Source organism: Halalkalicoccus subterraneus, assembly GCF_003697815.1.
GTDB classification, from domain to species: domain Archaea; phylum Halobacteriota; class Halobacteria; order Halobacteriales; family Halalkalicoccaceae; genus Halalkalicoccus; species Halalkalicoccus subterraneus.
In genome coordinates this window covers 1-26,677 of the sequence record NZ_RDQG01000012.1, presented here as the reverse complement: position 1 = coordinate 26,677, position 26,677 = coordinate 1, and the positions used below count along the sequence as shown (strand labels likewise).

Sequence of the window (26,677 nt, the reverse complement as noted above, 5' to 3'; positions counted from 1 at the left end):
CCTGGATCCACCACTCGAAGGTATAGGACGCCGGCGCGAGCGGGTGGTTGTTCTCGACGAACTCCCCGAAGTTGACGAGGTACTCGCCGGCGTCGATGATCTTCTCGACCCCGTTTTGCACTTCCAGCGCTTCCGCGGCATCGTTTATCTTCCGCACCTCGCCATTCGCCAGCCTAACGGTGGGCCCCTCGATAGTGTCGACGGGGACGATCCCGTGGGCCTTCCCGGGGCGTTCGGTCTTGATCTGGGTGCCCGTCGCGAGGAAGTCGTCGACGATATGCATCGTCGCCGGGTGGATCCCGCCGGTGGCGAAGCCGTGATTTCGCGCGCGGCCGTAGCGCAGGCGAAACCCGCCCGGCCGGGAGGGGTGTGAGAAGACGGGCCGGCCGGCGATCAGGTCCCTGAGGAACTTCGTCGCGGGCTCGACCCGCGGCGGGCCGTCCGGAGCGTCGGTGTCCGGTTCGGGTTCGTCCCCGTCGGCCGGTTCGGTCTCGTCGCCGTCTCCCTCGCCGCCGTCCTCGTCCTCTCCGATCGTACCGTCGATCAAATCCTGCAGCCAGGGCCAATCGACCTCGTCGAGCTCGCGGGTGTACCGTTGGATCTTCGGGGCCTTGAGCGCGATTCCCTCCGCGAGGACCAGACACATCCCGCCACGGGGGTTGTTCGTTCCCACTCGCTCCAGATCGCGAAAGCCCGAGACCTCGGCGTCACCCGTCGACTCCCCGTCGAGCATGATCGGGCAGTGCCGGGCGATGAACTTCGTTTCTTTATCTTTGGGCGAGTACTGGAGTCCGGTCGTTTTGTCGTAGAGTCCGACCTCCTCGGCGTAGCGCTCGACTTCGTCGTCGCGGGCCTGGTACTCCGAGACGCCGAGCAGCGCGCGGGTGTAGTCGGCGACGAGGACGGACAGCGCCTGTGCGGTCCCGCCCGCAGACCGGATGGGGCCGGCGTAGAAGACCCGCACGCAGTCGGTGCCGTCGTCGTTTTCCAGCAGCTCGACCCGGTCGATCCCCTCGATGGGCGCGGCGACCACGCCCTCGGTCAGGAGGGCGACCGCAGTCCTGACCGCTCCCTCGATCTTGCCGTCCTTGGTCTCGTACTCACCCACTCGCCCCTCGGCGAAGTCCTCGGCCAGCGCCAGCGCGGCCTCCTCGCGGCTCATCCGTTCTTCGAGTTCGCGAACCCGCTCTGCGACCCCCGAAATTCCGAGGATGTTCTCGACCCGGTCGGCCATGTCCTTGGCGACGGGGATCTCGACCTCGGGCCGGGGATCGCCGCCGTTCGATCGAGCCCGCTCGGCCCGGTCGAACGCCTCGTCGAGCCGGGACTCGATCCGCTCGAAGTAGCGTTCGTCCTCCCCGTGCATCTACAGCCAGAGGTCCAGCCCGGTGGTCGTGTCGGGTTTACGGACGAGATCCTCGTCGAACTCGCGCATGTAACACTCGCCGGCGAAGACGGTCCCGGAGTCGAGATGGCCCGCGATCGCCTGCCCGCTGGGTCGCGAGAGCACCGCGTGAGTATGTGCGAAGCGCTCTGCGTCGAGCCACGAGACGTTCCCCATACAGGCGGCGACTTCGAGGGGTTCCTCGAACGTCACGGCATCGTAGGCCTTCTCGCGCTGGTCGTAGAAGTGGACCTCGGCGTCCTGAACCGCGCCGAGCGCGTAGAAGAAGCCCGCATCGATCTCGGCCTCCTCGGCGAGGCTCTCTAGCTCCTCACGCCAGTCTGCGCCGGTCTCCATCCGGGCGACGAACTCTCGTTTCGTATGGACCTCGCGGTACTGCATGGGAGTGGGCAACGAACGGGAACGGGAAAAGCGTATCCTTACCGCCAGTCCGGAAGCGATGCGGCGTCACGAAGGGGCATGGAGAGCCACGCACCCTCCATCGTCACGTCGGCAATAATGACGCGCTGCTCGTCGGGCGCGTCGTCTATCGAGGCCATGACCTCGTGCTCGCCATCCACAGCGGACGCCGGAGTCGCTTTCGTGGACATGATGTGACAATCGGTAGCGTAGCTTATAAACTTCTCGGACTGACACCCGAATTTATCTCACCCCTCATATCAATACCATGCAGGTGCAGGTCGTTTCCGTGGGTGGGTTTTGCCGCTAACTCGGACGCGGCGGGACGGGAGGTCCCCTGCTGGACGCGACGACGACCGACGACGGAACGGATCGGGGGGTACAAGGTCTCGGAGGTCGTACGCGGCGAGCATGAAAGTCGCTGACGCGATGACGCCGCGCTCGGAGCTCGTGACCGTCGAGCTGCCGGGGTCGCGCGACGACGCGCTCGAATACCTCCAAGAGCGCGGGTTTTCGTCGGTGCCGGTCGTGAAAAACGAGGACGGCACCGAGGAGTTCCGTGGACTGGTTTCGCGAGAGGGGTTGATCGAACGGCCCGACGAGGACCAGCTCGCGCTGCTGTTGGAGGAGGCCCCGACGACGAGCGAGGGGACGAGCATCGAGGAACTCGCGGGGCTGATGGTTCGCGAGGGTGCACGCCGTGTCCCCGTGGTCGACGGGCGGCTCGAGGGGATCGTGACGGTCACCGACGTGATCCGCTCGATCGCCGAGGGGAACGCCGCGGGTGACGCCGAAGTCGGCGGTCTCGCGGCCAGACACGTCAACGGCGTCTACGCCGGCACGCCGCTCCCGGTCGCCGAACGCGAGCTCTACTACGCCGACGAGCCCTACGCGGTCGTGCTCGACGACGACGCCGACCCCTGCGGGATCCTCACCGAGGTCGACGTTCTCGACGTCGCGGAGGTCGTCGAGGGCGAGGAGCGCACCGGCGACAGCATGGCCAGCGACGACAGCGACTGGAAGTGGGAGAGCATCAAAGGCGTCGGCAACCGGTATCTGCCGACCCGGAACGTCGAGATCCCGACTGCACCGGTACGAGAGTTCATGACCGCGGACATCGTGACGGTGACGAAGACGAAAACGGCCCAGAAGACCGCCCAACTCATGATCCGCCACGACATCGAGCAGATCCCGATGACCAGCGGGGGCGAGCTAGTGGGGATCGTCCAGGACACCCACCTGCTGGAGGCGCTCGATGAGCGATAGCGGGAGCGAGGGCCGTACCCTCGCGGAACTCGCGAAACGCCGCGGGTTTTTCTTCCCGTCGAACGGCGTCTATGGGGGGACCGCCGGCTTCTACACCTACGGGCCCGAGGGCGCGGCACTCAAACGCCACCTCGAAGACGCCTGGCGCGATCGCTTCACCGTCAGGGAGGGCAACCAGGAGATCGAGGCGCCGACGGTGATGCCCGAGGCGGTCTTCGAGGCGTCGGGCCATCTCGACGGGTTCGACGACATGCTCGTCGAGTGTGCCGAGTGTGGCGAGAGCCACCGCGCGGACCACCTGATCGAGGACAACACGAAAATCGAGGACGCCGAAGCCCTCCCCATCGCGGAGGTCGAGGAGCTGATCCGCGAACACGAGCTGGTCTGTCCCTCGTGTGGGACCGCCCTCGCGGGCGAGCCAGTCGAGGAGTTCAACCTGATGTTCGAGACGACCATCGGGCCCGGCAGCGGCCAGCAGGGGTACATGCGCCCCGAGACGGCCCAGGGGATCTTCGTGGAGTTCCCCCAACTCGCCGAATACGCCCGCAACAAGCTCCCCTTCGGCGTCACGCAGATCGGGCCCGCCTACAGAAACGAGATCAGCCCCCGCAAGGGCGTGATTCGAGTGAGGGAGTTCACGCAGGCCGAACTCGAGCAGTTCGTCGATCCCGAACGCGACGAGCCCGACCTCTCGCGAGTATCGGACGTCGAGGTGACGCTCTACCCGATCGAGAACCAGCGCGAGGAGGGTACGGAGTACGTCAGCACCACCATCGGCGAGGCCGTCGAGGAGGGGCTCATCGCCAGCGAGTGGGTGGCGTACTATCTGGGGATCGCCCAGGAGTGGTACGAGCGTGTCGGCGTCGATATGGATCGATTTCGATTCCGCCAGCACCTCCCCGGCGAACGCGCCCATTACGCGAGCGATTGCTGGGACGCCGAAAGCGAGTTGGACGGCGACTGGGTCGAGATCGCCGGCTTCGCCTACCGGGGCGACTACGACCTCTCGAAGCACGCCGAACACGCCGACGAGGAGTTTACGGTGTTCGAGCAATACGACGAACCGATTCACACGGAGCGCGCGACCGTCGACCCCGACATGAGCTACCTCGGGCCAGAGTTCGGCGGGAAGGCGGGGGAGATCGCCGACGCGCTCGCGACGCTCGCCGAGCGGGACCGCGCCGCCTTCGAGGAGGACGTCGTCACCGTCGAGGTAGAGGGAGAGAGCCACGAGATCCCGACCGGGACGACCGGTTTCGCGGTCGAGGAGGTCACCGAGTCGGGCGAGCACGTCACGCCCCACGTGGTCGAACCCTCCTTCGGGGTGGGTCGGACGCTGTACACGCTCGTCGCCCACGCCTACCGCGAGGACGAGGTCGACGGCGAGGAGCGGAGTTACCTCTCGTTGGCCCCCGAGATGGCCCCGACGACAGTGGGTGTGTTCCCGCTGATGGATCGGGACGGCATGGGCGAACACGCCCGCGAGATCGCAGGCGATCTCCGGGGGACGGGCTTGGAAGTCGCCTACGACGACTCGGGCAACATCGGGCGCCGGTACAGGAGACAGGACGAGGTCGGCACGCCGTTCTGTGTGACAGTGGATTACGAAACCGAAGCGGACGGCACCGTCACCTTGCGTGACCGCGATTCGACCGACCAGATCCGGGTGCCGATCGCGCAGCTCGCGGCTCTGTTGACCGATCTCCGGGACGGCTCGCGTTCGTTCGAGTCGGTTCGTGACGGATACGAAGAACTATCCGAGCCGGAGTCGAACCCGGCGGAGTAGTGACCGAAATCGGGCGGCGGCTCGTGCACGCAAGCGGGGTCGGCGCACCCCTGAGCTACCTGCTCGGCGTGTTCACGTGGGAGCAGTTGGGCTGGGTGTTGGCGGCCGGGCTGGCGGGCACTCTTCTGCTCGAATTCGCGCGACTGCGATCGGGGCTCGACTGGTGGATCTACGAGAACCTGACCCGCGAATACGAGCGGGAGAAGGTCGCGGGCTACGCGCTGTACATGGTCGGAATGGCCGTCGTGGCGCTCGCAGCCCCGCCGGAAATCGGCGTGCCGGCGATGTTCATGCTCGCGATCGGCGATCCCGTCGGCGGGTACCTCGGGAAGGGGGCGGCGACGAAGTCACCCGTTGCGCTCGCGGCGGTCTTCGGGGTGTGCCTGCTGGTCGCGCTACCGTTCGTCCCGCCCGTGGCGGCAGTCCTCGGCGCGATGGCGGCGACGGCCGCCGACGGCTATCTGATCACGATCCGCGGATCCATCGTCGATGACAACCTGACGATTCCCCTGGCGGCGGCGCTGGCGATGTGGGTCGGGGTCGCGCTGGTCTAAACCGGCCCACGCGAACCGTTTCGTCTCAGCCGGTCGTCCGAAGTATCAATCGCGTCGCCTCCTCGGGGGCGTCCCAGTGGAGGTAATGGCCGGCGTCCTCGAACCAGTACCAGCGTGCGTCGGGAAACCGCTCCTTGGCGCGTCTGGCCTGCCGGGGAAGAGTGAGTCGGTCCTTTCGCCCCCACCCGATCACGATCGATTCGGGCGTCGAGTCCCTCCCCCGCTGGGCGGGGCCGAACGCCAGTTCGTCCACCAGCTCGTCGAAGACGGGTGACTCAGCGAAGGTGCGAAGCTCCTCGCCGGCGACGTCTCCCGACAGCTTCCACGGGCGCGCCGAAAGTTGGGCGAGCAGTAGAGTACGACCGACGGCGCTGGCGGTGAGCCCGTCCATCACGGGCTGGAGCGCGCGGACGAGGCGGATCGAGGGGGCGATCGTGGCGTAGAAGAAGTAGCGTTCCCAGCCCTCCCAGAACCCGCCGGGTGCGAGCGCCACCGTAGAGCCGATCTCGCCGCGGCGCGCGAGTTCGAGGACGAGTCGCGCGCCCATCGAGTTCCCGACGGCGTCGACTCCGGCGAGGTCCTGTGTTTCGAGGAAGTCGATGACCGCGCCCGCGAGCGTGTCCATCGACGTCTCGCCGGAGAGCGGTGGGGTTTCGCCGTGGCCGGGGAGGTCGACCGCGATCACCTCGCGTTCGTCGGCCAGATCGTCGAGAACCGGTTCCCACGTCCGCCAGCTCCCGCCGAGGCCGTGGATCAGAAGCAGCGGCTCGCCCGATCCCCGACGTGTGTGATTTAGTTCCACGGTCGTTGATTCGGTTCCGATCGGGTAGGTGTTGTGGCTGTGAGAACGTCCCTTGGATCCCGGCGAGAAGCGTTCGGATTACTTCCGCCACGCTACACGAACCCTTAACCCCGAGAGCGAACAAAACGCTCCAATGGCCGCCACGGACGAGCAGATTCCTCGGGTCGATCACCCTCTCCTCACGCCGGGCTTCATCGAACGCCGGCTCTATCAGATCCAACTCGCCGGGAGGGCGAAGACCGCCCACACGCTGGTCTGTCTGCCGACCGGGCTCGGCAAGACGACCGTCAGCCTGCTGGTCACCGCCGAACGGCTGAACGAACTCGGCGGGAAGTCGCTCTTTCTCGCGCCGACCAAGCCGCTCGTCGAGCAGCACGCCGAGTTCTACCGCGAGGCACTGGAGATCCCCGACGAGGAGATCGTCGTTTTTACGGGGGAAGTCCGCCCGGACGACCGGGCGGCACTGTGGGACGACGCGAGTATCGTCATCGCCACCCCACAGGTCGTCGAGAACGACCTGGTCGGCGGACGGATCTCGCTCGCCGAGGTGACCCACCTCACCTTCGACGAGTGTCACCGTGCGACTGGCGATTATTCGTATGTATATATCGCCGAGCGCTACCACCAGGACGCCAAAGACCCGCTGGTGACGGGGATGAGCGCCTCGCCGGGCGGCGACGAGGAGGCGATCCTCGAGGTCTGTGAGAACCTCGGAATCACCGAAGTCGAGGTGATGACCGAGGAGGACTCCGACGTCGACGAGTACACCCACGACACCGAGGTCGAGTGGAAGCGCATCCAGGTACCCGAGGAGATCATCGAGATCCGGGACGGCATAAACGAGGTGATCAAGGACCGCCTCGAGAAGTTGAAAGAGATGGGCGTGATCGGCTCGGCCCGCGTGGATATCTCGCGCAAGGAGCTGTTCGGGGTACGAAGCGAACTCCAGAAGCTCATCCAGAACGACCAGTCCGAGGGGTATCAGGGCATGTCGATCCACGCGGAGGTGATGAAGCTCAAACACGCCGTCGAGGTCGTCGAGTCCCAGGGTGTCGAGGCGCTCGAAGCGTACTTCGAGCGCCTGCGAAACGAGGCCCGGTCTTCCGGAGCGTCGAAGGCGAGCCAGCGCCTCGTCAGCGAACCCAAAGTGAGAGAGGCGATGCGTAAAGCCGACGAGTACGACGATCTCCATCCCAAACTCTCGGAGACCCGCCGGCTCGCCATCGAGACGCTCGTCGAGGGCGGAAACCGGGTGATCGTCTTCACCGAATACCGCGACACCGCCGAAACCCTCACCGACTTTCTCTCCGAACACGTCGACGCCCGGCGGTTCGTCGGCCAGGGCGACAAGGAGGGGAGTTCGGGGATGACGCAGAACCAACAGAAGGAGGTACTGGACGCCTTCCGTTCGGGCGAGTTCGAGGTGCTGGTCTCGACCTCCGTCGCCGAGGAAGGACTGGACGTTCCCGAAGTCGACCTCGTACTCTTTTACGAGCCGGTTCCGACGGCCATCCGCTCGATCCAGCGCAAGGGCCGGACGGGACGCCAGGACGAGGGTCGCGTCGTCGTCCTGCTCGCGGAGGACACCCGCGACGAGGCGTACTTCTGGATCTCCCGGCGTCGCGAAAAGGAGATGGAGTCGGAACTCCGGAAGCTGAAGGGCGTCGCAAGCGAGGTCGAGGAACAACTGGATCCGAGCCAGCGCCAACTCGCCGATTTCGACGCTGACGGAGCCGCGGACGAAGAGGACGACCTCCGGCACGGGCGCGAATCGTACGAACCGGACGATGCGGACGACGACGGAACACCGGCGGAGGCGGACGCCCGCGTCGTCCCCGACTCCGACGAAGGGATCGAGATCGTCGCCGACCAGCGCGAACTCGACGCGACAATCGCGCGGGACCTCTCGACGCGCGAGGGGATCGACACGCGCCTCGAAACCCTCGAAGTGGGCGACTACGTCCTCTCGGACCGCGTGGCGGTCGAACGGAAATCGGTGACTGACTTCCTCGACACCCTCGTCGGCGGGGATCGCTCGGTGTTCGAACAGGTCGGCGACATGGCCCGCTTCTACTCGCGGCCCGTCGTCATCATCGAGGGCGAGGGGCTCTACGAGGAACGAAACGTCCACCCGAACGCCATTCGGGGGGCGATCGCGAGCCTCGCGATCGACTTCGGGGCCAGCGTGCTCCGGACGGAGGACGAGGCCGGGACCGCGGACCTGCTCGCCGTTATCGCCGGACGCGAACAGGAGACCGCCGACCGCGAGGTCAGCGTCCACGGCAAGAAGTCCTCGAAGACGCTGGCCGAACAACAGGAGTACGTCGTCGGCTCGATCGCCGACATCGGTCCCGTGACCGCCCGGTCCCTGTTGGAGGTGTTCGGCAGCGTCGAGGCGGTGTTGACCGCGAGCGAGGAGGAACTGATGGACGCGGAGGGGGTGGGCGAGGTGACGGCCAGCCGCATTCGCGAGGTGGTCGCCAGCGGATACGACGTCTAGAGTGATATATATTCATAGCCGTGGTCATTATACACAACTAGTTATACCTGAGGTAGAGTTATTAGCGATGGAATAGTTCACTTGGATACGAGTAATGTTTACCAGCACATCCGAGAAGGGCGGCGGCGATCCACAGTCGGTGTACGGGGAGCCACAGCACGAGGAAGTGGGCTGGAGCGACTGGGAGAGCGAGTACTACGGAACCGACGAGGAGCGGGAGGCGCTGGCGTTCTTGGCCGAAGGGGAATTCATCCCCGGGATCGAGTATCCCGCCGAACCGGTTTCCGAGGGCGGATCGCCGAACCGTCGACGGACGCGGCCGCTGTTGCTCGGATAACGCGCCGTTGTGTGTTACGGGATCGTTCGGGAGGGGGCGAGTGCTGGCAAAGGCCAGTCGATCTCCTGTTCGACTCCAGGAATCGACTCGTGGTTGGAAAACAGATATTAGGTACTAGAGGACATCGGGTCAGTAAGAGAGAAATATGAGTGGTTGAGCACCAGAGTTATTAGTTATTGTATCATGAGTGTACAGAAAGATATGGATTTCGAAGCCAAACCACAAACTGACGGAGCGGGTTCAGTACGTTCGTTGTATGGACGCCCGCAGCACGAGGAACGCGTCAATCGGGACTGGGAACGGGGATACTACGGCGAGTCCGAGCACCGGACACCCTCACGTCCGATCGAGTTCGTTCCCGAGGTCGAATACCGGAACGAATCGGTCGAAGTCGCCGGGAATAAGGAATCCGTCGGGGAACCACGGGCACGCCCGCTGTCGGCGAGCGATTAAGCGGTTTCTTCCCGGAGTTCGGTCCGGCGGATCTTTCCGGTCACGGTCTTGGGCAGTTCTCCGACGAACTCGATCTCTCGGGGATACTCGTGGGCCGCGAGTTCGTCCTTGACGTGGTTCTGGATATCGCCGACGAGGTCGTCGGAGGCGTCGTGGCCCTCGCTGAGGACGACGTAAGCCTTGACGATGTTCCCCCGCTCGGGGTCTGACTTCGGGACGACGGCGGCCTCGGCGACCGCTCCGTGTTCACCCAGCGAACTCTCGACCTCGAAGGGGCCGATCCGGTAGCCCGAGGAGATGATCACGTCGTCCGCACGGCCCTCGAACCAGACGTATCCATCAGAATCGAGATAGCCCAAGTCCCCGGAGAGATACCAGCCGTTTTTGAAACACGCGTCGGTTTTTTCGGGCTGTTCCCAGTACTCGGCGAAAAACGAGGGATAGGTTCCCCGCTGGGCGATCTCGCCCGTCTCGCCCGTCGGAACCGGTTCGCCGGTCTCGGGGTCCACGATAGTCGCCTCGATCCCGGGGAGGGGTTTGCCCATGCTTCCCGGCCGGACCTCCATCGTGGGATAGTTGTCGATGATCATGTTGCCCGTCTCGGTCTGGCCGTAGGTGTCGTGGATCGTCACCCCGAGGACTGCCTCCCCCCAGTCGACGACACCGGCGGAGAGGGGTTCGCCGATCGAGAGCGCATGGCGCAGGTCGAGGTCCACCCCGTCGAGAACCGACGCCTTCTCGCGGAGCATCCGGTAGGCCGTCGGGACACTGAATAGGACAGTAATGGGATACTCGTCGAGGAGGTTCGCCCACGTCTCGGGGTCGAACTCGCCCTCGTAGGTGAACTGACTCGTTCCCCAGAACCACGCACCGAGGGCATTGATGGGGCCGGTGAGCCAGCCGAGATCCGCGGTCGACCAGTAGAGGTCATCGTCCTGAAGGTCGACCGCGAAGCGCTGGGTGGCCGCGACGCCCGCGATCCAGCGGTGTTCGTGGAGGACGCCTTTCGCTCGGCCCGTCGTGCCGCTGGTGTAGTAGAGCAGGGCGTCGTCCTCACCGGAGGTTCGGACGGTCTCGAACTCGGGGCTCGCGGCCTCGCACTCGTCGTGGAAGTCGAGGTCCCCGGTCCGATCTGCCCCGACTACGATCGCGTGTTCGACCGAGGGGACGCTTTCGAGGGCCTCGGAAACCGTCTCGCGGTTGTCGGCGGTCGTGACGATCGCCTTCGCGTCGCAGTCGTCCAGCCGGTAGGCGATCCCCTCCGGGCCGAATCGCTCGTTGATCCCGCCGAAGACCGCGCCGGCCTTCAGGGCCCCGACGAACGAAACGTAGTGTTCGGGAACGCGGGGCATATACGAGAACACCCGGTCGCCCCGATCGACGAGATCCGAGAGGACGTTCGCGAACCGGTTCGAGCGCTCTCGGAGGTCGCCGAACGTGAGCGTCTCGCGCTCGCCGTCGGTTCCGGCGTATTCCAGTGCGGTTCGGTCGGGTGGATGGCGGTCACAGACCTCGTGGGCGATATTGAGGTCCTCGGGGGCCTTCCAGTCGGCCTCGGCGTAGATATCGGTCCACTCGAAGGATTCACACAGGTCGTCGTAGTCCGCCATGTTGTGCGTGGACATCACTCGTGATTGTGGGAGAGTCGATCATAAATTACCGTGGTGAACGACGTTTTTCGGCGTCGGATCCGAGGGAAGGTATGAGCGAGATCCGTCGCTGTTCCGACCACGGCCCCTTCGAGGGCGAGACGTGTCCGGTCTGCGGCGAGTCGGGCGGTCAGTTGTTGGGCGAGGACCGGCGAAAACGCCTCTCGAAGTTCATGAGCGGTGCGCTCAGGCACTTTCCCGAGGACGCCGGCCTCGCGCTCGATACACGGGGATGGGTGGCCTACGACGATCTCGTCGGATCGGTGACGGGAAAATACGACTGGGCCGAACCGGACCACGTTGCCGGTCTGATCGCCATCGATCCGAAGGGGCGCTTCGAGCGCGCGGACGAGCGGGTGCGCGCCGCCTACGGCCACTCGGTCGAGGTGGACCTCGATGCACCCGAGACGCCGGTACCGGACGAACTGTATCACGGGACTGCCCCCGAAACCGTCCCGGCGATCCGCGAGCAGGGACTGAAGCCGATGGAGCGCCAGCGGGTCCACCTCTCGGAAACCGTCGAGGGAGCCCGCGAGGTCGGTCGGCGACACGCGACCGACCCGACGATCCTCGTCGTGGACGCGGCGAGGATGGATACCGAAGGTCGCCGGATCGTCCGACGCGGTGAGGGGATCTACACGACCGAACGGGTTCTCCCGGAATACCTCTCGGTTCTCGATTAGCGGCCGTTCAGCGTGGCGAGGGTCTGGGCCGCCTCGTCGGCAGCTTCGAGGAACTCGCGGGCGCGCCGTGGATCCTCCGCGTCGGCGGCCCGCCGGGCGAGGGTCGCGATCGTCCGGTCGAGTTCATCGCGCGCCCCCGAACGGTCCCCCTCCGTGGCGTGCGGCCGGGACGCGGTTTCGCGGCGCTCGACGCGTGCGGGTTCCGACCCGGATTCGGGTTCCGGTTCGCGGACCTCCGAGGGCTGGGAGCCGGTATCGACGGGGTCCGACCGCTCCTCGTCGGCCACCGCGCGGGCGGCGGCCTCGCTCTCGGGAGCCGTCTCGGCGGGGTCGGGAGACTCCGCCGGGTCGGGCTGGGCGCTCGCCGCCGCGTCCTGATCGGCGCTCTGACACGAGGCGCAGAACTCCTGGCCCTCGTAGCGGAAGACCGGATCCCCACACCGGTCACAGTGTTTGTTCGTCATCGTCGCGCCCTGGAGGAGGAGGTCGCTCATGCGCTGGGTGGACTCCCTGTCCTGTCGTTCCTCGGCGTATTTCTCCCGGAGTTTCTCGCGCTCGGCTTCCTTATCGAACTCGTCGCTGCTCATACCGACGGAAAGGGTCGTGAGGCCGAAAAGGACTGTGGGTTCGACGTACCGGAGTTCCCGAATCGACATGGGAAACCCGGTTTCCGACACGTTTAACGGCCTCGGCGTGGCGGTAGTACGTGATATGACGAAAGTGAGCGTCGTCGGCGCGGCCGGCACGGTTGGTGCCGCCGCGGCCTACAACATCGCGCTGCGGGACATCGCTGATGAACTCGTCCTCGTCGACATCCCCGAGAAGGAGGACGACACGGTGGGGCAAGCCGCCGATACGAACCACGGGGTGGCCTACGACGCCAACACGACGATCAGACAGGGCGACTACGAGGACACCGCGGGCTCGGACGTCGTCGTCATCACCGCCGGGATCCCCCGCTCGCCGGGTCAGAGCCGGACGGATCTGGCGGGCGACAACGCCCCGATCATGGAGGACATCGGCTCCTCGCTCGACGAGCACAACGACGACTACGTCACCATTACGACCTCCAACCCCGTCGACCTGCTGAACCGCCACCTCTACGAGGTCGGCGACCGCTCGCGCGAGAAGGTGATCGGCTTCGGCGGACGGCTCGACTCCGCACGGTTCCGGTACGTGCTCGCAGAGCGCTTCGACACCAAGGTGCGAAACGTCGAGGCGACGATCCTCGGCGAGCACGGCGACGCGCAGGTACCGGTGTTCTCGAAGGTCCGGGTCGACGGCCGCGATCCCGACTTCTCCGACTCGGAGAAGGAGGAGATCCTCGACGAACTCCAGGAGAGCGCGATGAACGTCATCGAGCGCAAGGGCGCGACCGAGTGGGGCCCAGCCACGGGCGTCGGCCACATGGTCGAGGCCGTCCTCCACGACACCGGCGAGGTGTTCCCCGCCTCGATCCCGCTTTCCGGCGAGTTCGGTCACTCGGACGTCGGGCTGGGCGTGCCCGCGAAGCTCGGGAGCGAGGGCGTCAAGGAGGTCGTCGAGTGGGGCCTCGACGAGTACGAGCGCGAGCAGTTGGGCGCGGCCGCCGACAAACTCGCAGAACAGTACGACGAGATCAGCTAAGCGGGTGGAGAGCGGTTCCTTTTCGTCGTCGGACGCTGGCGATCAGATGACCACTGTACGCCACCGGAGACGGTTTGTTTCACCTATCGGAGTTCGTACTATGGATGCACGAAACGAGGGGCTCGTCACCGCGTTGATTCTCGCGGCCGTCGTGCTGCCGATCACAGTGCTTCTCTGGACCGGTGCCTACACGGGCGAGTTCGATCCGGCAGTGTTACTGGAGCCACAGCTTCTGATCATGCTACTCGTCGGAGTGGTTGCGATCGCGATGGGGTATCGCTCGGCGTCGGAGGGGTAGCCCGTTCGGATCGCGACCGACACGATCAGGGAACCATCTGCTCGCCGTCGTCGTCGTAGAGTCTAATGGCATCGACGGGACAGACCCGGGCGGCCATCTCGGCGTCGAACTCCTCTCCCTCGGGGACTTCGAGAACAAAGGTGTCCTCCTCGGTCTCCTCGGCACCGACGAGTTCGGCCTTCCCGGCGTCCATGTCCTTCTCGAAGGCGTCCCACTCGTCGACGCACTGGTAGATCCCGATGCAGGTGTCCCGGTCGTACTCGATTCGCATACCGTGGGTTGCGCCGACGGGCCTAAAACCATGGCGGAGCCCGGTGCAGGGCGACAGTTTAAACCGGGTGACGGGCCAATCGAGGGTAATGCAAACCGCGGAGCTTTCGGGCCTTCCCGCGGGGGTGACTGAGCACCTCCGCGAGGAGGGCATCGAGGAACTCTATCCCCCGCAGGCCGAAGCAGTGCAAGCCGGCGTCACCGAGGGCGAGAGCGTCGTCGCGAGCGTTCCCACCGCGAGCGGCAAGACCCTGATCGCCGAACTCGCGATGCTCGCCTCGATCGAACGCGGCGGGAAAGCCCTGTACATCGTTCCGTTGAGAGCGCTCGCCAGCGAGAAAAAGAGGGAGTTCGAGCGCTTCGAGGAGTTCGGCGTTTCCGTGGGGGTTTCGACGGGCAACTACGAGTCCGACGAGGAGTGGCTCTCCAATCGGGATATCGTCGTCGCCACCTCCGAAAAGGTCGACTCGCTCGTGCGAAACGGCGCTTCCTGGATCGAGGAGCTCTCCTGTGTCGTCGCCGACGAGATCCACCTCGTGGACGACGCGAACCGCGGGCCCACCCTCGAAGTCACGCTCGCGAAACTGCGCCAGCTCAACCCCGCGCTCCAGACGGTCGCGCTCTCAGCTACTGTCGGAAACGCCAACGAGGTCGCCGACTGGCTCGACGCCGAACTCGTCCACTCCGAATGGCGACCCATCGACCTCCGTACCGGAGTCCATTACGGCAGCGCGCTCCATTTCGACGACGGCTCGCAGGAGGAGTTCGTCGTCGAATCGGGCGAAAACCCGACCACCGCACTCGTCTCTGACGCACTCGAGGACGGCGGCTCCTCGCTCGTGTTCGTCAATTCTCGGAGGAACGCCGAGGCCGCCGCCCGCCGCTTGGGGAACGCCGTTGGGGACCAGCTCACCGGCGAGGAGCGCGCGGAACTGGCCGACCTCGCCGAGGAGGTCCGAGGCGTAAGCGATTCGGAGACCAGCGACGATCTCGCGGATGCGGTCGCCGAGGGCGCGGCGTTCCACCACGCGGGGCTGGCTCGCGAACACCGCACGCTGGTCGAGGACGCCTTCCGCGACCGGCTGATCAAGGCGATCAGCGCGACGCCCACGCTCGCGGCGGGCGTCAACACCCCCAGCCGCCGAGTGATCGTCCGGGACTGGCAGCGCTACGACGGCGACGCCGGCGGGATGAAACCGCTGGCCACCCTCGAGGTCCACCAGATGATGGGTCGGGCCGGCCGGCCTGGCCTCGACCCCTACGGGGAGGCCCTGTTGCTCGCGAAGAACCACGACGAACTCGACGAACTCTTCGAGAGGTACGTCTGGGCCGATCCCGAGCCGGTTCGCTCGAAGCTCGCGACCGAACCCGCGCTCAGAACGCACGTCCTCGCCACCGTCGCCTCGGGCTTTGCGAACTCCCGAGAAGGCCTACTGGAGTTCCTCGAACGCACACTCTATGCGACCCAGTCGACCGATCCCGGCCGGCTCGAATCGGTGACGGACCGAATGTGCGACTACCTGGAGCGGAACGACTTTCTCGAAATCGATGGGGAGGACATCACTGCAACGGGGATCGGCCACACCGTCTCGCGGCTCTACCTCGATCCCATGAGCGCCGCCGAGATGATCGACGGGCTCCGGGGTTCGAGCCAAGCAACTGCGCTCGGGCTGTATCACCTCGTCGCGCGTACCCCCGACATGTGGGAGCTCTACCTCCGGTCGGGCGACCGCGAGACGTACACCGAGATCGCCTACGAGCGCGAGGCCGAGTTCCTGGGCGAGATGCCCACCGAGTTCGAGGCCGAGCGCTTCGAGGACTGGCTCTCGGCGCTCAAGACCGCTTCCTTACTGGAGGACTGGGCCAGCGAGGTCGACGAGGAACGCATCACCGAGCGCTACTCCATCGGGCCGGGCGATCTCAGGGGGAAGGTCGAGACCGCCCAGTGGCTCCTCAACGCCGCCGAGCGCCTCGCGGTCGAACTCGATCTGGGACCCGACGTCGTCGCCTCGATCAGCGCCGCACGCCAGCGGGTCGAACACGGCGTGGGCGAGGAGCTGCTCGGGCTCACCGGCGTCGGAAACGTCGGCCGGAAGCGCGCACGCTGGCTCTACGAGGCCGGAATCGGGACGCGAGACGAACTGCGCAACGCCGAGAAGTCGGTCGTGCTCGGCGCGCTTCGGGGTCGCGAGAAGACCACCGAAACGATCCTCAAAAACGCCGGTCATCCGGACCCCGAGGTCGGGGACGTCGAGGCCGACGAATCGGCGGCGGTCGAGGTCGAACCGGACTCCCGTGGCGACGGACAGGCAGGACTGGGTGATTTCTGAATGAGGGTTCTGACCGGAGCCGCCGAGATCGCTGACCTCGATACGTTCGTCGCGGAGCTCGGTTCGGTCGGCGACGAACACGGCTGTGCGGTTCAGGCGTTCGACGCGCGGTACGTCGCCGGTCCCGAACAGCTCGAACGCGCCGTAACGCTAGCGAACCGGGCGATAGAGCGCGACGAGGCGATCGCCCGCGATCGGAGCGTCGAGATCCTGCTGTACGCCGCGGGTCGCCGACAGATCAACCGCGCGTTCGAGATCGGCGTCTCGGAGGACGAACGAGAGGTCGTGATCGTCGCAGATGGCGAGGACGAGGGGGGGGCGATCGAGGCGCTCCCGGAACTGGTCGAGCCAGTTAGTTGGAAACCCGGCGACCGGGCCGACGAGGGACGAATCAGCGAGTTCTACGGGATCACCGACGCCGAGCGAGCGGCGACCGATGCGAGCCTCGAAGAACTGGTCTGCGAGCGGGTCGCGCTGTTGGTCGTCGAGCGGTAGCGAATGCAGGTCGAACCGTTATGGGTCGGGCGGTCAAAGTGAGGATATGGAAGACCGAGACCCACAGGAGAGCGCGCGCGAACGCCAGCGCGAGCGAGCCGAAACCGCCGAATCGGCCGCCGCGGACGACCAGTTCGGCGAGATGCTCTCGGAACACAAGTACCCCGCGACCAGCGAGGAGCTGGCGGCCGACTACGGGCAGGAACCCATCGACATGCCGAACGAGACCGAGTCCATGGGTAGCGTCTTCGACCGGCTGGAGGGCGAACGCTTCGAGACCGCCGAGGAGGCAGAAGAGGCGCTATACAACGAGTTGACGGGAAGCGAGGGCGGCCCCGAGGAGTACAACGACGAGCGCGACCTCTCGGGGGTCGACGAGGACGTCTCGGAGGACGAGCAGGACCAGCCCGAGGGCCCGCTGTAGCGGCCGAATCCCTTATTCTCCGGCCGCCGTAGTAGGGACCATGTCCCCGCGGATCACCGACCCCCTCACTATCGGCGGGCTCTCGATACCCAACCGACTGTATCGTGCCCCGCTACTGGAGTGTGCGGGCAACGGCCCCGACGCGGTCGAGACACTGATACGGGAGCTCGAACCGGCCGCCGAGGCCGGCGCGGGCCTGCTCTTCCAGGGCGCGACGGTCGTCCGCGGGGAGGGTGGCTGTGCGGCCGCCGGGATGACCCGCGTCCACGATCCGGCGTTCGTCTCGCGGCTCTCGAAACTGACCGACGCGATCGACGAGCACGGTTCCCGTCTGTTCGTCCAGCTCGAACACGGCGGGCTGCGTAGCATGGAGACCTGGCACGCCGGCTATCGGGCGGAGAACCCCGACCTCCAACAGCTCGCCGTCTCGCGGCCGCCCCCGCTGTTGCGGGCGGCCGACAGGCTGGGGCTGCTCTCCTATGACCCAGACGTCCTCTCAGCCGAGGAGGTCTACGAACTGGCCGCCGATTTCGGGCGGGCGGCCGAGCGCTGTGTCGCGGCGGGCTACGATGGGATCCACATCGCGGGTGCGAACATGGGGATCGTCCAGCAGTTCCTCTCGCCGTTCTACAACCGCCGAACCGACGAGTTCGGCGGCTCGCTCACGAACCGGGTGCGGTTTCTCTCCGTGATCCACGACGAGATCCGCGAACGCGTCGGTGACGTGCCGCTGGTGACGAAGGTGCCGGCCGAGACCGGAAGTCCCGCAGTCGTCCGACGACACCTCTCCGAGCGCGACGCCGTCGAGGTCTGCCGGGCCTGCGAGGCGATGGGCTACGACGCCGTCGTTCCGGTCAGGGGCTCGGTGTTCTGGGACATGAGCCTCATCAGGGGCGAGTTCCCCGAACGCGCGTGGGCCGACGACCGGTTCAGGGAGGGCTACGAGGCGGCGTTCGGCCCCCGGTGGCGGGCGGTCGCGCTCGCGAATCGGCTTCACGCCACTGGCTTCGGCTTCGAGCCGGCGTGGAACGCGGACCTGTGCGAGGAGGCGAGACGACACGTCTCGATTCCCGTCCTCTGTGAGGGTGGGGTTCGCGGACCCGAAATAGGGGACCTCCTCGGCTCGGCGGCCGACGCAGTTGGAATAGGGCGGCCCTTCTACGCCGAGCCGCGTCTACCTGCCAGAATTCTCGGAAACGGGAGTGCGCGGGTCGTCTGCGAGAACTGCAACAACTGCACCGTCCCGCAGGCCGCGAGCGCACGGGGGGTCTGTCGGACGCCAAGCGTGCTCACAAAGCGCGGGGAGTTGGCTCGCGAGGGGGCCTACGAGCGCTGATGGTCGAGGTCGCCTTCGCGCTCGCGATCGCGTTGCTCGTCTGTGGGGTGATCGGGAGCATCGTCCCGCTGGTTCCCGGTGCGTTGCTCTCGCTTGCGGGGATCTACGGCTACTGGTGGGCCACGGGCTACACCGAACCCGGCGCGATATTCCTCGTTGCGGCGACGGTGCTCGGGCTCGCGGCGTTCGGGTTGGATTACCTCGCGAGCGCGATCTCGGCGAGGGCGGGCGGGGCTGGCTGGCGAACGACCGCCCTCGCCGCGGTCGTCGGGCTCGTATTGCTCGTGACGACGGGTCCCATCGGGATGTTGGTCGGCGTCGCGGGCGTGGTGTTCGTCATGGAGTTCGAGCGCTCGGGCGACCTCGAAGCGAGCGCACGCAACGCCCTCTACACCGCGCTCGGCACCCTCGCCTCCGAGGCGATCCAGGTGCTACTGACGGGCGCGTTGCTCGTGGGTTTCCTGCTTGCCGTGTAGTGAGCCCGGGCACGTATCGGTCACGAACCCGTGCGTATAGGCCGGTCGAGCGCCTAGCGGGAGCAGATGGTTTCGTTCTTCACTCGCATTGTGGAACTGCTGCCCCACTATCTGACGATGATCGCGGTGATGTTCGCGATCCTGTTCGCGATCCGGGAGACGTACGGCGACATTGGTTTCTGGGCCTCGTTCGCGATCGCGATCCTGGTCGCGGGGGCCTATCCCTTCGTCGCACGCCGGCTCGGCGTCGCACCCGACGCCTGGACACGCTGAGGGGAGCCGGCAGCATCGGCCGGCTCTCGAGGTGGTATTCCGGTCCCGTTCCAACGGGGGGTATGGAGACACGCGAGGTCATCGAGAGCCGCAGGTCGGTCCACGACTACGTCGACGACCCCCTCGACGACGAGACGGTCGAATCGATCTTCGAGGCGACCCGCTACACCCCCTCGGGCTATAACCTCCAACCCTGGGAGTTCCTGCTGGTACGCGAGGACGACAACCGCGAGCGCCTGCAGGAGTGTGCCGGCGGCCAGGAGCACGTCACCGACGCGCCCGCCGCGGTGGTCGTTCTGGGAAACCTCGATCCCGCGGCCCACGCCGAGCGGAACTTCGACGACTGGATGGAGAAGGGCTACCTACCGAACGACGACGCGCGCGACGACCTGATCGAGACCATCGAGGAGTGGCGCGACTGGCCCGAGGCGGAGCGGCGCGTCTGGACCACCCGGAGCACGGCGTTGGCGGCGATGACGCTGATGTACGCCGCGTGGGACGAGGGCGTCGCGACCTGCCCGATGGAGGGGTTCGACCGGGAGGCCCTGATCGAGGAGTTCGGTCTCGAGGGCTACGAGCCCGTGATGGTGCTGACGATGGGCTATCCCGCCGAGGACGCCGACGACATCGAGACCGACCGGAAGGTCCGCCGTCCGGTCGAGGAGATCGTCCACGAGGAGTCGTTCGATCTCGAGTGATACCGTCGGCGGACGCCTGAAGTGTCCTCGCTCCAAGGGCCCGTATGGAGACCACGGTCCTCGTTATCGGCGGTGGGGCGACGGGCGCGGGCACGGCACGCGACCTCGCGATGCGGGGGGTCGACGTCACGCTGGTCGAGCGGGATTCCTTCGCGGGCGGGACCAGCGGACGCTCGCACGGCCTGCTCCACAGCGGCGCGCGCTACGTCCCCGGCGATCGGGAGGGCGCCGAGGAGTGTATCGCGGAGAACAGGGTGGTACGACGGATCGCGCCCCACTGCATCAGCGACACCGGAGGGCTCTTCCTCCAGGTCGCGGGCGACGATCCCGACTTCTTCGAGGAGAAACGCGCGGCCTGCAAGGAACTGGGAATCGAGATCGAGGAGCTCTCCGCGGAGGAGGCCCGCGAGGCGGTCCCCGATCTCACCGAGGGCGTCGAGCGCGCGCTTCGCGTGCCCGACGCCGTGATCCATCCCACGCGGCTGACCGTCGCAAACGCCGCCGACGCGCGCGAGCACGGGGCGACTCTCCTCCCGGGAACCGAGGTGACGGATCTCGTCGTCGAGGACGACGCGGTCCGGGGTGCGCTCGTCGACGACGGCTCGGGCGAGCGCGAGATCCGCGCCGAGCACGTCGTCAACGCAAGTGGCGCGTGGGCCGGAAAACTCGCGGCGATGGCGGGCGTCGAAATGGAGATGGCTCCCTCCAGCGGCGTGATGGTCGCCGTCGAGTACGACGGACTGGGTACCGTCCTCAACCGGGCCCGGCCCGCGGCCGACGGCGATATCGTGATCCCCCACGACGGGCAGGTCGTACTGGGGACGACCAGCGTCGACGTCGAGGATCCCGACGACTTCTCGCGCGACGAGAGGGATATCGACCGGATGTTCGATGAGTGTGGCGCCATGCTCTCGGGGCTGGACCCCGAGCGGATCGACCGGAGCTACTGGGGGGTCCGACCGCTGTACAGCGCCGACCGCGAGCGCCACGCGGGGCGTCAGATCTCGCGGGGCTTTCACCTGCTGGATCACGCGAAGCGCGACGGCGTTTCGGGCTTCTCGAGCATCGTCGGTGGGAAGCTCACGACCTATCGGGCGATGGCCGAGGCGACGAGCGATCGCGTCTGTAAACGGATCAGCGTCGAGGGCGAATGTCGGACCGCCGAGGAGTCGCTTTTAGGTCACGACCAGCCGGGACGGATCGACGAACTCGTCGCGGAGTTCGGGGCCGACAATCCCGCCGACGCTGACGTGATCGCCCGGTAGCCGAACCCATTTGTGGCGCACGCAACAACGGGAAGTGGATGAGCGACACCAACCGACAGTGGATCCTAGCGAACCGTCCCGAGGGGAGACCGACCGACGAGGACTTCGAACTCGTCGAGAGCGAGGTTCCAGACCCCGACGCGAACGAGGTTCTCGTACGCACGCGCTATCTCTCGGTCGACCCCTACATGCGCGGGCGGATGCGCGACGAGGAGTCCTACGCCGAGCCGTGGGAGGTCGGCGAACCCATGCGGGCGGGCGTGGTCGGCGAGGTCGAGGCATCGAACCACGACGACTTCGAAACCGGTGATATCGTCACCGGCAACCTGGAGTGGGCCGAGTACTCGCTCGCGCTGGGAAGCGAGCTGGCGCCCGTCGACCCGGATCTCGCGCCGATCTCGACGGCGCTGGGAGTGCTCGGAATGCCCGGCCGGACGGCCTACTTCGGGACCCTGGAGGTCGCAGAGCCGAGGCCGGGCGATACGATGGTCGTCTCGGGGGCCGCGGGCGCGGTCGGCTCGGTCGTCGGCCAGATCGCGCGGATGTCGGGCGCCCGCGTCGTCGGGATCGCCGGCTCCGATCGCAAATGCGACTGGCTAACCGACGAACTGGGCTTCGACGCGGCGGTCAACTACAAGGAGGAGGACGTCCGCGAGGCACTCTCGGGGGCGTGCCCGGACGGCATCGACGCCTACTTCGACAACGTGGGCGGGGAGATCACTGACGCGGTCTTCGCGAACCTGAACATCGACGCCCGGGTGGCGGTCTGCGGGCAGATCTCGCTCTATAACGCCGAGGAACTGCCGACCGGTCCCCGAAAGCTCGGCACGCTGATCGAGAAGCGCGCCCGAGTCGAGGGGTTGCTCGTCGGCGACTTCGCGCCCCGGTTCGAGGCCGCGACCGAGCGGCTCGGTCAGTGGGTAAGCGAGGGTGAACTCCAGTACGAGGAGACGATCACCGAGGGCTTCGAGAACGCCCCCGGGGCATTCATCGGTCTGTTCGAGGGCGAGAACGTCGGTAAACAGCTGGTCGAGGTGGCGTAGGACGTTCGTGCGACGTATTAACAAATAGATCCAGAAGGGTATTAACCGCGGGCGCGTAACTATCACCCGAGCGAAACATGTGGCCCTGGGAACACGTCATCGTCGGCTACGTCGCCTACTCCCTGTTCAGTCACGTCGTCTACCGCGAGGGACCGAATGGGGCGGCGGCGCTGGCGGTGGTGTTCGCGGCACTGTTTCCCGACCTCCTCGACAAAACGCTCTCGTGGCAGTTCGGAATATTCCCCGGCGGCTACGCGGTCGGCCACTCGGTGTTCGTCGCGGTGCCGCTTGCGGTCGTCGTCGGCGCGCTCGCCCATCGCGTCGGCCGCCCGCGGGTCGGACTGGCCTTCGCCGCCGGATACCTGCTGCACCTGCCAAGCGACGTGGTCCCGGATTACCCCCGGTACGGGCGCTTCCCGACCGAACGGGTCCTCTGGCCGTTCGAACAGGCCGAAGGGGAGCACGGACAGGGTCTCATCAACGGGTTTCTCGAAGCGTTCGTCCCCTTCGCCTACCAGTTGGTCACGCTCGACCCGTCGCCGGAACTGGCCTTCCAACTCGGGTTGATGGGCGGTGCGTTCCTGTTGTGGGTGTACGACGGCGCCCCGGTGGTACGGGAGGCGGTTCTCGCGGTTCATCGACGGGTACGACCGACGAAGGGGCTGTAGACGGTGGTCGCTTCGATCCATGGAAAAATTCGATGCGTGGGACGAGAACGCAAGCCACACAGTCGATAACATGAGCTTAGACGAAGGCTAACGTGGAATCCGGATCGAAATAGCAAAAAGTGAGCAGACCATACTAATGGTCAATGGAACGACAACCGAATCGTAGACACTTTTTGGCAACAGTCGGGGCAGGTACGTTCGCACTCGCCGGCTGCACCGACCAACTCGGCGGGTCGAACGACGGAAACGAATCGAACGGGGACGGGAACGGGAACGAAACCGGCGGTGAGGGTAACGAGAGCACCGACGGCGACGGACAGCAGGTTCCGCCGCCGGCGATCAGCGACGGCGAGCTGGTCAGCGATTTCGACCAGGACCTCGACGAGTGGTTCACGCTCGACGGGGAGCTGGCGGCCGACGAGGAGAACGCGCTGACGGGCTCGCGAACCGCTCGGATCGAGGGTGAGGGCGCGTCGGCGGGGATCGGGCGGGCGTTCCCCGACGGGTTCAACATGGAGGACCAGCACCTCTCGCTGGCGCTTCGGGTGGACAACCCGCGACCCGCGCGTGTCACGGTTCGGATCATGGCCCCCGGGCAGTCCGACCAGCTCTGGAGTACGCGGACCGTCCTCGGCCCCTATGAGGGGTGGCAGCGTATGGACGTCGGCTACACCGGCCAGCGCGGCGAGCCGTTCCTCGATAACGTCCAGGAGATCCGGATCACGCTCGACGACCCCAACGCGTCCGAGGAGAGCGGAAACGGTAATCAGACCAACGCCACCGACGATAGCAACGCGACCGAGGAAGCAGCGGGCGACGGCAACGGGGGCGGAAACGGCGACGGGATCACCTTCTTCGTCGACGACCTGCGTGCAACGCCCGCCGCCAGTCAGGGCTACGTCATGCTGACGTTCGACGACGGGGTCAGGAGCCAGTACGAGAACGCCTTCTCGATACTGCAAAACCGCGACATGCAGGGCGTCGTCGCGGTCAACCCCGACTCGCTCAACCGGGAGAGCCGTCTCACGATCGAGCAGCTCCGGGAGATGCGCGATGCGGACTGGGACGTCTCCTCGCACCCGGAAGGGCCGTTCCAGAACCTCGATGACCTCGAGGGGATGCGGACGGGCATCGAGGACGCCTACGAATACCTCGACAACCGCGGGTTCCCCGACGGAGCGCGGTCGATGTTCGTCCCGTATCACCGCACGAACGAGGAGGTCGTTGAGATCACCCGGGAGTACCACGACCTGAGCGCGTACTTCGGCGGTACGCCGAGCAACGTTCCGTTCACCGATCCCATGCACCTCTCGCGGCTCGACATGCACGATATAGAGGGGTTCACCAGCCTCATCGACATGGCCGCCCAGCACAACCAGCTCGCGATCGGGCTCGCCCACGGGGTCGTCCCCGAGGACGAGATCGGCGACGACCCGCTCGCGGACATGACGACCCAGCAGTTGGAGGAACTCCTCGACTACATCGAGGAAAGCGACGTGCAGGTCGTCACCGGCTCGGACCTGCTCGATACAGATCCGAGCGAACTGTAACCCCGGTCGGATATCGGCCCACTCGAACGACGGGCGGACGTAATCGTTCTCGTTTCTGGAAGCGCTGAAGGCGCTGATCCTCGACGGGACCGCCGAGGAAAAGGAAAACGTCTACAGTTGATAGGCGACGCCGGTCAGTTCCTCCGAGACGTTCCAGAGCCGGCGGGCGTCCTCGTGGTCATATGACAGTTCGCTCGAGCGCTGGATCTCGGGTGCGCCGCGCATGTTCCTGAACCCGCCGGGGCCGACGTACTCTCCTCCCTCGATATCGAGATTGGTCGCGGCGTAGAGCAGGGGAAGTGCGCCCGTTCGCGCATCCTGAGCGATCAGCGCGTTCATCGCCTCCATCGCGAACAGTCGGAGGCGCGAACCGCGCATCTCGGGGCCGCGTCGCTGGAGGTCGGTCGCGGCATAGCCGGGGTGACAGGCGAGGCTCTTCGTGTCGCTCCCGGTCGCGCGGAGCCGCCGGTCGAGCTCGTAGGCGAACAGCAGGTTCGCGAGCTTCGACTGGGCATAGGCGTCCCACGAGTCGTACTCGTCTTCGCCCTGCAGGTCCGCGAAATCGATCTCGCCGCGTTCGTGGACCGCGCTGCTCTGAGTCACGACTCGGGTTTCGCCGCCGGTTTCGCGGAGACGATCGAGGAGGAGTCCCGTCAGCGCGAAGTGGCCCAGATGGTTGACGCCGAACTGGGTCTCGAAACCCTGTTCGGTCTCGCTTCGAGGGATCGCCATCACGCCCGCGTTGTTACAGAGGACGTGAAGCGAGGGATAGGTCGTCTCGAACTCGCGGGCGAACGCCCGCACCGACTCGAGATCGGCCAGATCACACTCGTGGACCGATAGCGAGGCACTCGGAAGCTCCTCGCGGATCGTCTCTGCGGCCTCGCGGCCCCGCTCCTCGCTCCGGCAGGCCATGATAACGTGTCCACCCTTGCGCGCGAACTCGTGGGTGGCCTCGTATCCGAGGCCGCTGTTCGCGCCCGTGACGACGATCGTGGCGCCCGAGAGGTCCGGCATCGACTCGGCGTCCCAGTTAGCTGTCATCGTGGACGGATAGGGCCCGCGGACGGTAAACGGTTGGCGAGGCGGCGACCTACTCCGAGATCGTGAGCGTGCCGTTGTTCGTCTCGACCGTCTCGGCACCGGCCGGCAGCTCGAACTCGACCTGCCGGTCGCCGGCGACGACGATCGCCGTATCGCCCACGACGTCGACCGCGATCTCGTCGGCTCCGCCGAAATCGACCGCGATGACGGTACCGTCGTCGTACTCGATTCGGTCGACGAGCACGTCCTGTCGGTCGACGGATCGCAGTTCTCGTGGCGTTTCCATGTCCGTCAGTTGGGGTGGAAGACGAATAAGGACGGTGCAAGCAGGGAAAAGCCCCGATGAATCCGGACGTAGTCGGTCACGCGGGGCTCGGGGCGTCGACGTGAGAGAGGTACGCGGTGAGGTCGGTCGTCGTCACGATCCCCACGACGCCCTCGCTCTCGTCGACGACTGGGACGTGATGGAAACCGTGTTCGATCATCGTATCGGCCACGTCGCGCAGATCCGTGTTCGCGGTGGTCGTCGTGACAGTAGTGCTCATGTACTCGCTTACGGCGGTCTCCTCGGGCGAATCGCCGCTTGCACTCAAACGAACGAAATCCGTCGCCGTGAGGATCCCTTCGAGGGCGTTCTCGCCGTCGACGACGACCACCGACCCGATCCCGGCGTCGTACATCTTCGTGGCGGCCTCGCTCAGGGTCGTCTCGGAAGTGACCGTTCGGACGGGCGAGGACATGAGCCGGCCGACGAACATATCTGTCATGGTCGTTCCTACTGTCCGCCCGTGGATAAGGCTGGTGTCGGGAGCAACGCCTCTGTACGAGTAGTCTCCAAAAAACGGTGAAATGTGATAACTGTTAGAACGCCGAGAGCCGCCTTACAGACGGGTGACGTTGGTCGCTCGGGGGCCCTTGGGGGCCTGTTCGATGTCGAACTCGATCTCGGTGCCTTCTTCGAGGTCCGGGCCGCCAACGTCTTCCATGTGGAAGAACACGTCGTCGTCCGCGTCGTCCGTCGAGATGAAACCGTAGCCGCCAGTGTCG

Annotated in this window: 30 protein-coding genes and 1 pseudogene; 20 read left to right on the top strand and 11 right to left on the bottom strand. The window is 66.1% G+C overall.

Annotated features, from left to right (window positions below; translation table 11 throughout):
• The 3 genes and pseudogenes from EAO80_RS03375 to EAO80_RS03365 all read right to left on the bottom strand — a co-directional run.
• Positions 1-1,366: pseudogene (locus tag EAO80_RS03375) on the bottom strand (DNA polymerase II large subunit); the annotation flags it as partial.
• Positions 1,367-1,786 carry a PPC domain-containing DNA-binding protein gene (locus EAO80_RS03370; RefSeq protein ID WP_122088529.1) on the bottom strand — a complete coding sequence of 140 codons (420 nt, stop codon included), beginning with the start codon at positions 1,784-1,786 and terminating at the stop codon, positions 1,367-1,369. It lies immediately after the preceding pseudogene.
• Between the two features lie 38 nt (positions 1,787-1,824).
• On the bottom strand, positions 1,825-1,995 hold the full coding sequence (locus tag EAO80_RS03365) for a DUF7556 family protein (protein ID WP_162993847.1): 171 nt from the start codon (positions 1,993-1,995) through the stop codon (positions 1,825-1,827).
• 220 nt (positions 1,996-2,215) lie between these two features.
• On the opposite strand from EAO80_RS03365, the gene EAO80_RS03360 reads away from it, so the two are divergent.
• From EAO80_RS03360 to EAO80_RS03350, 3 genes are read left to right on the top strand one after another with little or no spacing between them, the layout of a single operon-like run.
• Positions 2,216-3,070, top strand: a complete 855-nt coding sequence (locus EAO80_RS03360; RefSeq protein ID WP_122088527.1) for a CBS domain-containing protein — start codon at positions 2,216-2,218, stop codon at positions 3,068-3,070.
• Positions 3,060-4,856: a glycine--tRNA ligase gene (gene glyS / locus EAO80_RS03355; RefSeq protein ID WP_122088526.1), complete on the top strand. Its 1,797-nt coding sequence runs from the start codon at positions 3,060-3,062 to the stop codon at positions 4,854-4,856. The genes EAO80_RS03360 and glyS overlap by 11 nt, the downstream gene beginning before the upstream one ends.
• Positions 4,856-5,410 carry a diacylglycerol/polyprenol kinase family protein gene (locus EAO80_RS03350; RefSeq protein ID WP_122088525.1) on the top strand — a complete coding sequence of 185 codons (555 nt, stop codon included), beginning with the start codon at positions 4,856-4,858 and terminating at the stop codon, positions 5,408-5,410. Before glyS ends, EAO80_RS03350 begins: the two co-directional genes overlap by 1 nt.
• A 25-nt stretch (positions 5,411-5,435) precedes the next feature.
• On the opposite strand, the gene EAO80_RS03345 is transcribed toward EAO80_RS03350, so the two are convergent.
• Positions 5,436-6,212: an alpha/beta fold hydrolase gene (locus EAO80_RS03345; RefSeq protein ID WP_122088524.1), complete on the bottom strand. Its 777-nt coding sequence runs from the start codon at positions 6,210-6,212 to the stop codon at positions 5,436-5,438.
• A gap of 133 nt (positions 6,213-6,345) precedes the next feature.
• On the opposite strand from EAO80_RS03345, the gene EAO80_RS03340 reads away from it, so the two are divergent.
• The 3 genes from EAO80_RS03340 to EAO80_RS03330 all read left to right on the top strand — a co-directional run bounded on the left by EAO80_RS03340 (position 6,346) and on the right by EAO80_RS03330 (position 9,502).
• The gene (locus tag EAO80_RS03340; RefSeq protein ID WP_122088523.1) at positions 6,346-8,712 is read left to right on the top strand and encodes a DEAD/DEAH box helicase; all 2,367 of its coding nucleotides are present in this window, start codon (positions 6,346-6,348) and stop codon (positions 8,710-8,712) included.
• 94 nt (positions 8,713-8,806) lie between these two features.
• On the top strand, positions 8,807-9,049 hold the full coding sequence (locus EAO80_RS03335) for a hypothetical protein (protein ID WP_245998422.1): 243 nt from the start codon (positions 8,807-8,809) through the stop codon (positions 9,047-9,049).
• Positions 9,050-9,250: 201 nt separating this feature from the next.
• Positions 9,251-9,502: a hypothetical protein gene (locus EAO80_RS03330; RefSeq protein ID WP_245998420.1), complete on the top strand. Its 252-nt coding sequence runs from the start codon at positions 9,251-9,253 to the stop codon at positions 9,500-9,502.
• Here EAO80_RS03330 and EAO80_RS03325 read toward each other — a convergent pair.
• Positions 9,499-11,127 (bottom strand): acyl-CoA synthetase, encoded by a 1,629-nt coding sequence (locus tag EAO80_RS03325; protein WP_122088521.1) that lies wholly within the window; start codon positions 11,125-11,127, stop codon positions 9,499-9,501. The two genes, EAO80_RS03330 and EAO80_RS03325, sit on opposite strands and share 4 nt — an antisense overlap.
• A gap of 77 nt (positions 11,128-11,204) precedes the next feature.
• On the opposite strand from EAO80_RS03325, the gene EAO80_RS03320 reads away from it, so the two are divergent.
• A complete protein-coding gene (locus EAO80_RS03320; protein ID WP_122088520.1) occupies positions 11,205-11,834 on the top strand; it encodes an RNA 2'-phosphotransferase in 630 nt (209 codons plus the stop codon).
• Here the strand turns inward: EAO80_RS03320 and EAO80_RS03315 are convergent.
• Complete coding sequence (locus tag EAO80_RS03315) at positions 11,831-12,421, bottom strand: Sjogren's syndrome/scleroderma autoantigen 1 family protein (protein WP_122088531.1); 591 nt, start codon at positions 12,419-12,421, stop codon at positions 11,831-11,833. The genes EAO80_RS03320 and EAO80_RS03315 overlap by 4 nt on opposite strands.
• Positions 12,422-12,545: 124 nt before the next feature.
• Between EAO80_RS03315 and mdh the strand changes: the two genes are divergently transcribed.
• On the top strand, positions 12,546-13,460 hold the full coding sequence (mdh, locus tag EAO80_RS03310; protein ID WP_122088530.1) for a malate dehydrogenase: 915 nt from the start codon (positions 12,546-12,548) through the stop codon (positions 13,458-13,460).
• 100 nt (positions 13,461-13,560) lie between these two features.
• Positions 13,561-13,758 (top strand): hypothetical protein, encoded by a 198-nt coding sequence (locus tag EAO80_RS03305; protein WP_122088519.1) that lies wholly within the window; start codon positions 13,561-13,563, stop codon positions 13,756-13,758.
• 25 nt (positions 13,759-13,783) lie between these two features.
• Here the strand turns inward: EAO80_RS03305 and EAO80_RS03300 are convergent, their stop codons facing one another.
• A complete protein-coding gene (locus EAO80_RS03300; protein ID WP_122088518.1) occupies positions 13,784-14,029 on the bottom strand; it encodes a ferredoxin in 246 nt (81 codons plus the stop codon).
• A gap of 88 nt (positions 14,030-14,117) precedes the next feature.
• On the opposite strand from EAO80_RS03300, the gene EAO80_RS03295 reads away from it, so the two are divergent.
• The 11 genes from EAO80_RS03295 to EAO80_RS03245 all read left to right on the top strand — a co-directional run bounded on the left by EAO80_RS03295 (position 14,118) and on the right by EAO80_RS03245 (position 24,586).
• Positions 14,118-16,358: an ATP-dependent DNA helicase gene (locus tag EAO80_RS03295; RefSeq protein ID WP_122088517.1), complete on the top strand. Its 2,241-nt coding sequence runs from the start codon at positions 14,118-14,120 to the stop codon at positions 16,356-16,358.
• Complete coding sequence (gene cgi121 / locus EAO80_RS03290) at positions 16,359-16,853, top strand: KEOPS complex subunit Cgi121 (RefSeq protein WP_122088516.1); 495 nt, start codon at positions 16,359-16,361, stop codon at positions 16,851-16,853.
• A gap of 46 nt (positions 16,854-16,899) precedes the next feature.
• Positions 16,900-17,277 (top strand): DUF5789 family protein, encoded by a 378-nt coding sequence (locus tag EAO80_RS03285; protein ID WP_122088515.1) that lies wholly within the window; start codon positions 16,900-16,902, stop codon positions 17,275-17,277.
• Positions 17,278-17,317: 40 nt separating this feature from the next.
• A complete protein-coding gene (locus EAO80_RS03280; protein WP_122088514.1) occupies positions 17,318-18,613 on the top strand; it encodes an oxidoreductase in 1,296 nt (431 codons plus the stop codon).
• Positions 18,613-19,089, top strand: a complete 477-nt coding sequence (locus EAO80_RS03275; protein WP_122088513.1) for a DUF456 domain-containing protein — start codon at positions 18,613-18,615, stop codon at positions 19,087-19,089. The genes EAO80_RS03280 and EAO80_RS03275 overlap by 1 nt, the downstream gene beginning before the upstream one ends.
• A gap of 66 nt (positions 19,090-19,155) precedes the next feature.
• Positions 19,156-19,362: a hypothetical protein gene (locus EAO80_RS03270; RefSeq protein WP_122088512.1), complete on the top strand. Its 207-nt coding sequence runs from the start codon at positions 19,156-19,158 to the stop codon at positions 19,360-19,362.
• 62 nt (positions 19,363-19,424) lie between these two features.
• Positions 19,425-20,060, top strand: a complete 636-nt coding sequence (locus tag EAO80_RS03265; protein ID WP_122088511.1) for a nitroreductase family protein — start codon at positions 19,425-19,427, stop codon at positions 20,058-20,060.
• A 44-nt stretch (positions 20,061-20,104) separates the two neighbouring features.
• Complete coding sequence (locus EAO80_RS03260) at positions 20,105-21,325, top strand: FAD-dependent oxidoreductase (RefSeq protein WP_122088510.1); 1,221 nt, start codon at positions 20,105-20,107, stop codon at positions 21,323-21,325.
• Positions 21,326-21,363: 38 nt separating this feature from the next.
• Complete coding sequence (locus tag EAO80_RS03255; RefSeq protein ID WP_122088509.1) at positions 21,364-22,368, top strand: NADP-dependent oxidoreductase; 1,005 nt, start codon at positions 21,364-21,366, stop codon at positions 22,366-22,368.
• A 77-nt stretch (positions 22,369-22,445) separates the two neighbouring features.
• On the top strand, positions 22,446-23,036 hold the full coding sequence (locus EAO80_RS03250; protein ID WP_122088508.1) for a metal-dependent hydrolase: 591 nt from the start codon (positions 22,446-22,448) through the stop codon (positions 23,034-23,036).
• Between the two features lie 173 nt (positions 23,037-23,209).
• A complete protein-coding gene (locus EAO80_RS03245; RefSeq protein WP_245998418.1) occupies positions 23,210-24,586 on the top strand; it encodes a polysaccharide deacetylase family protein in 1,377 nt (458 codons plus the stop codon).
• A gap of 111 nt (positions 24,587-24,697) precedes the next feature.
• Here the strand turns inward: EAO80_RS03245 and EAO80_RS03240 are convergent, their stop codons facing one another.
• From EAO80_RS03240 to EAO80_RS03225, 4 genes are all read right to left on the bottom strand, one after another.
• A complete protein-coding gene (locus EAO80_RS03240) occupies positions 24,698-25,630 on the bottom strand; it encodes an oxidoreductase (RefSeq protein ID WP_122088506.1) in 933 nt (310 codons plus the stop codon).
• 49 nt (positions 25,631-25,679) lie between these two features.
• Positions 25,680-25,916: a DUF7127 family protein gene (locus EAO80_RS03235; RefSeq protein WP_122088505.1), complete on the bottom strand. Its 237-nt coding sequence runs from the start codon at positions 25,914-25,916 to the stop codon at positions 25,680-25,682.
• 76 nt (positions 25,917-25,992) lie between these two features.
• Complete coding sequence (locus tag EAO80_RS03230; protein ID WP_122088504.1) at positions 25,993-26,397, bottom strand: CBS domain-containing protein; 405 nt, start codon at positions 26,395-26,397, stop codon at positions 25,993-25,995.
• Positions 26,398-26,511: 114 nt separating this feature from the next.
• A partial coding sequence (locus EAO80_RS03225) for a cold-shock protein (protein WP_162993846.1) occupies positions 26,512-26,677 on the bottom strand: 166 nt, incomplete at its 5' end.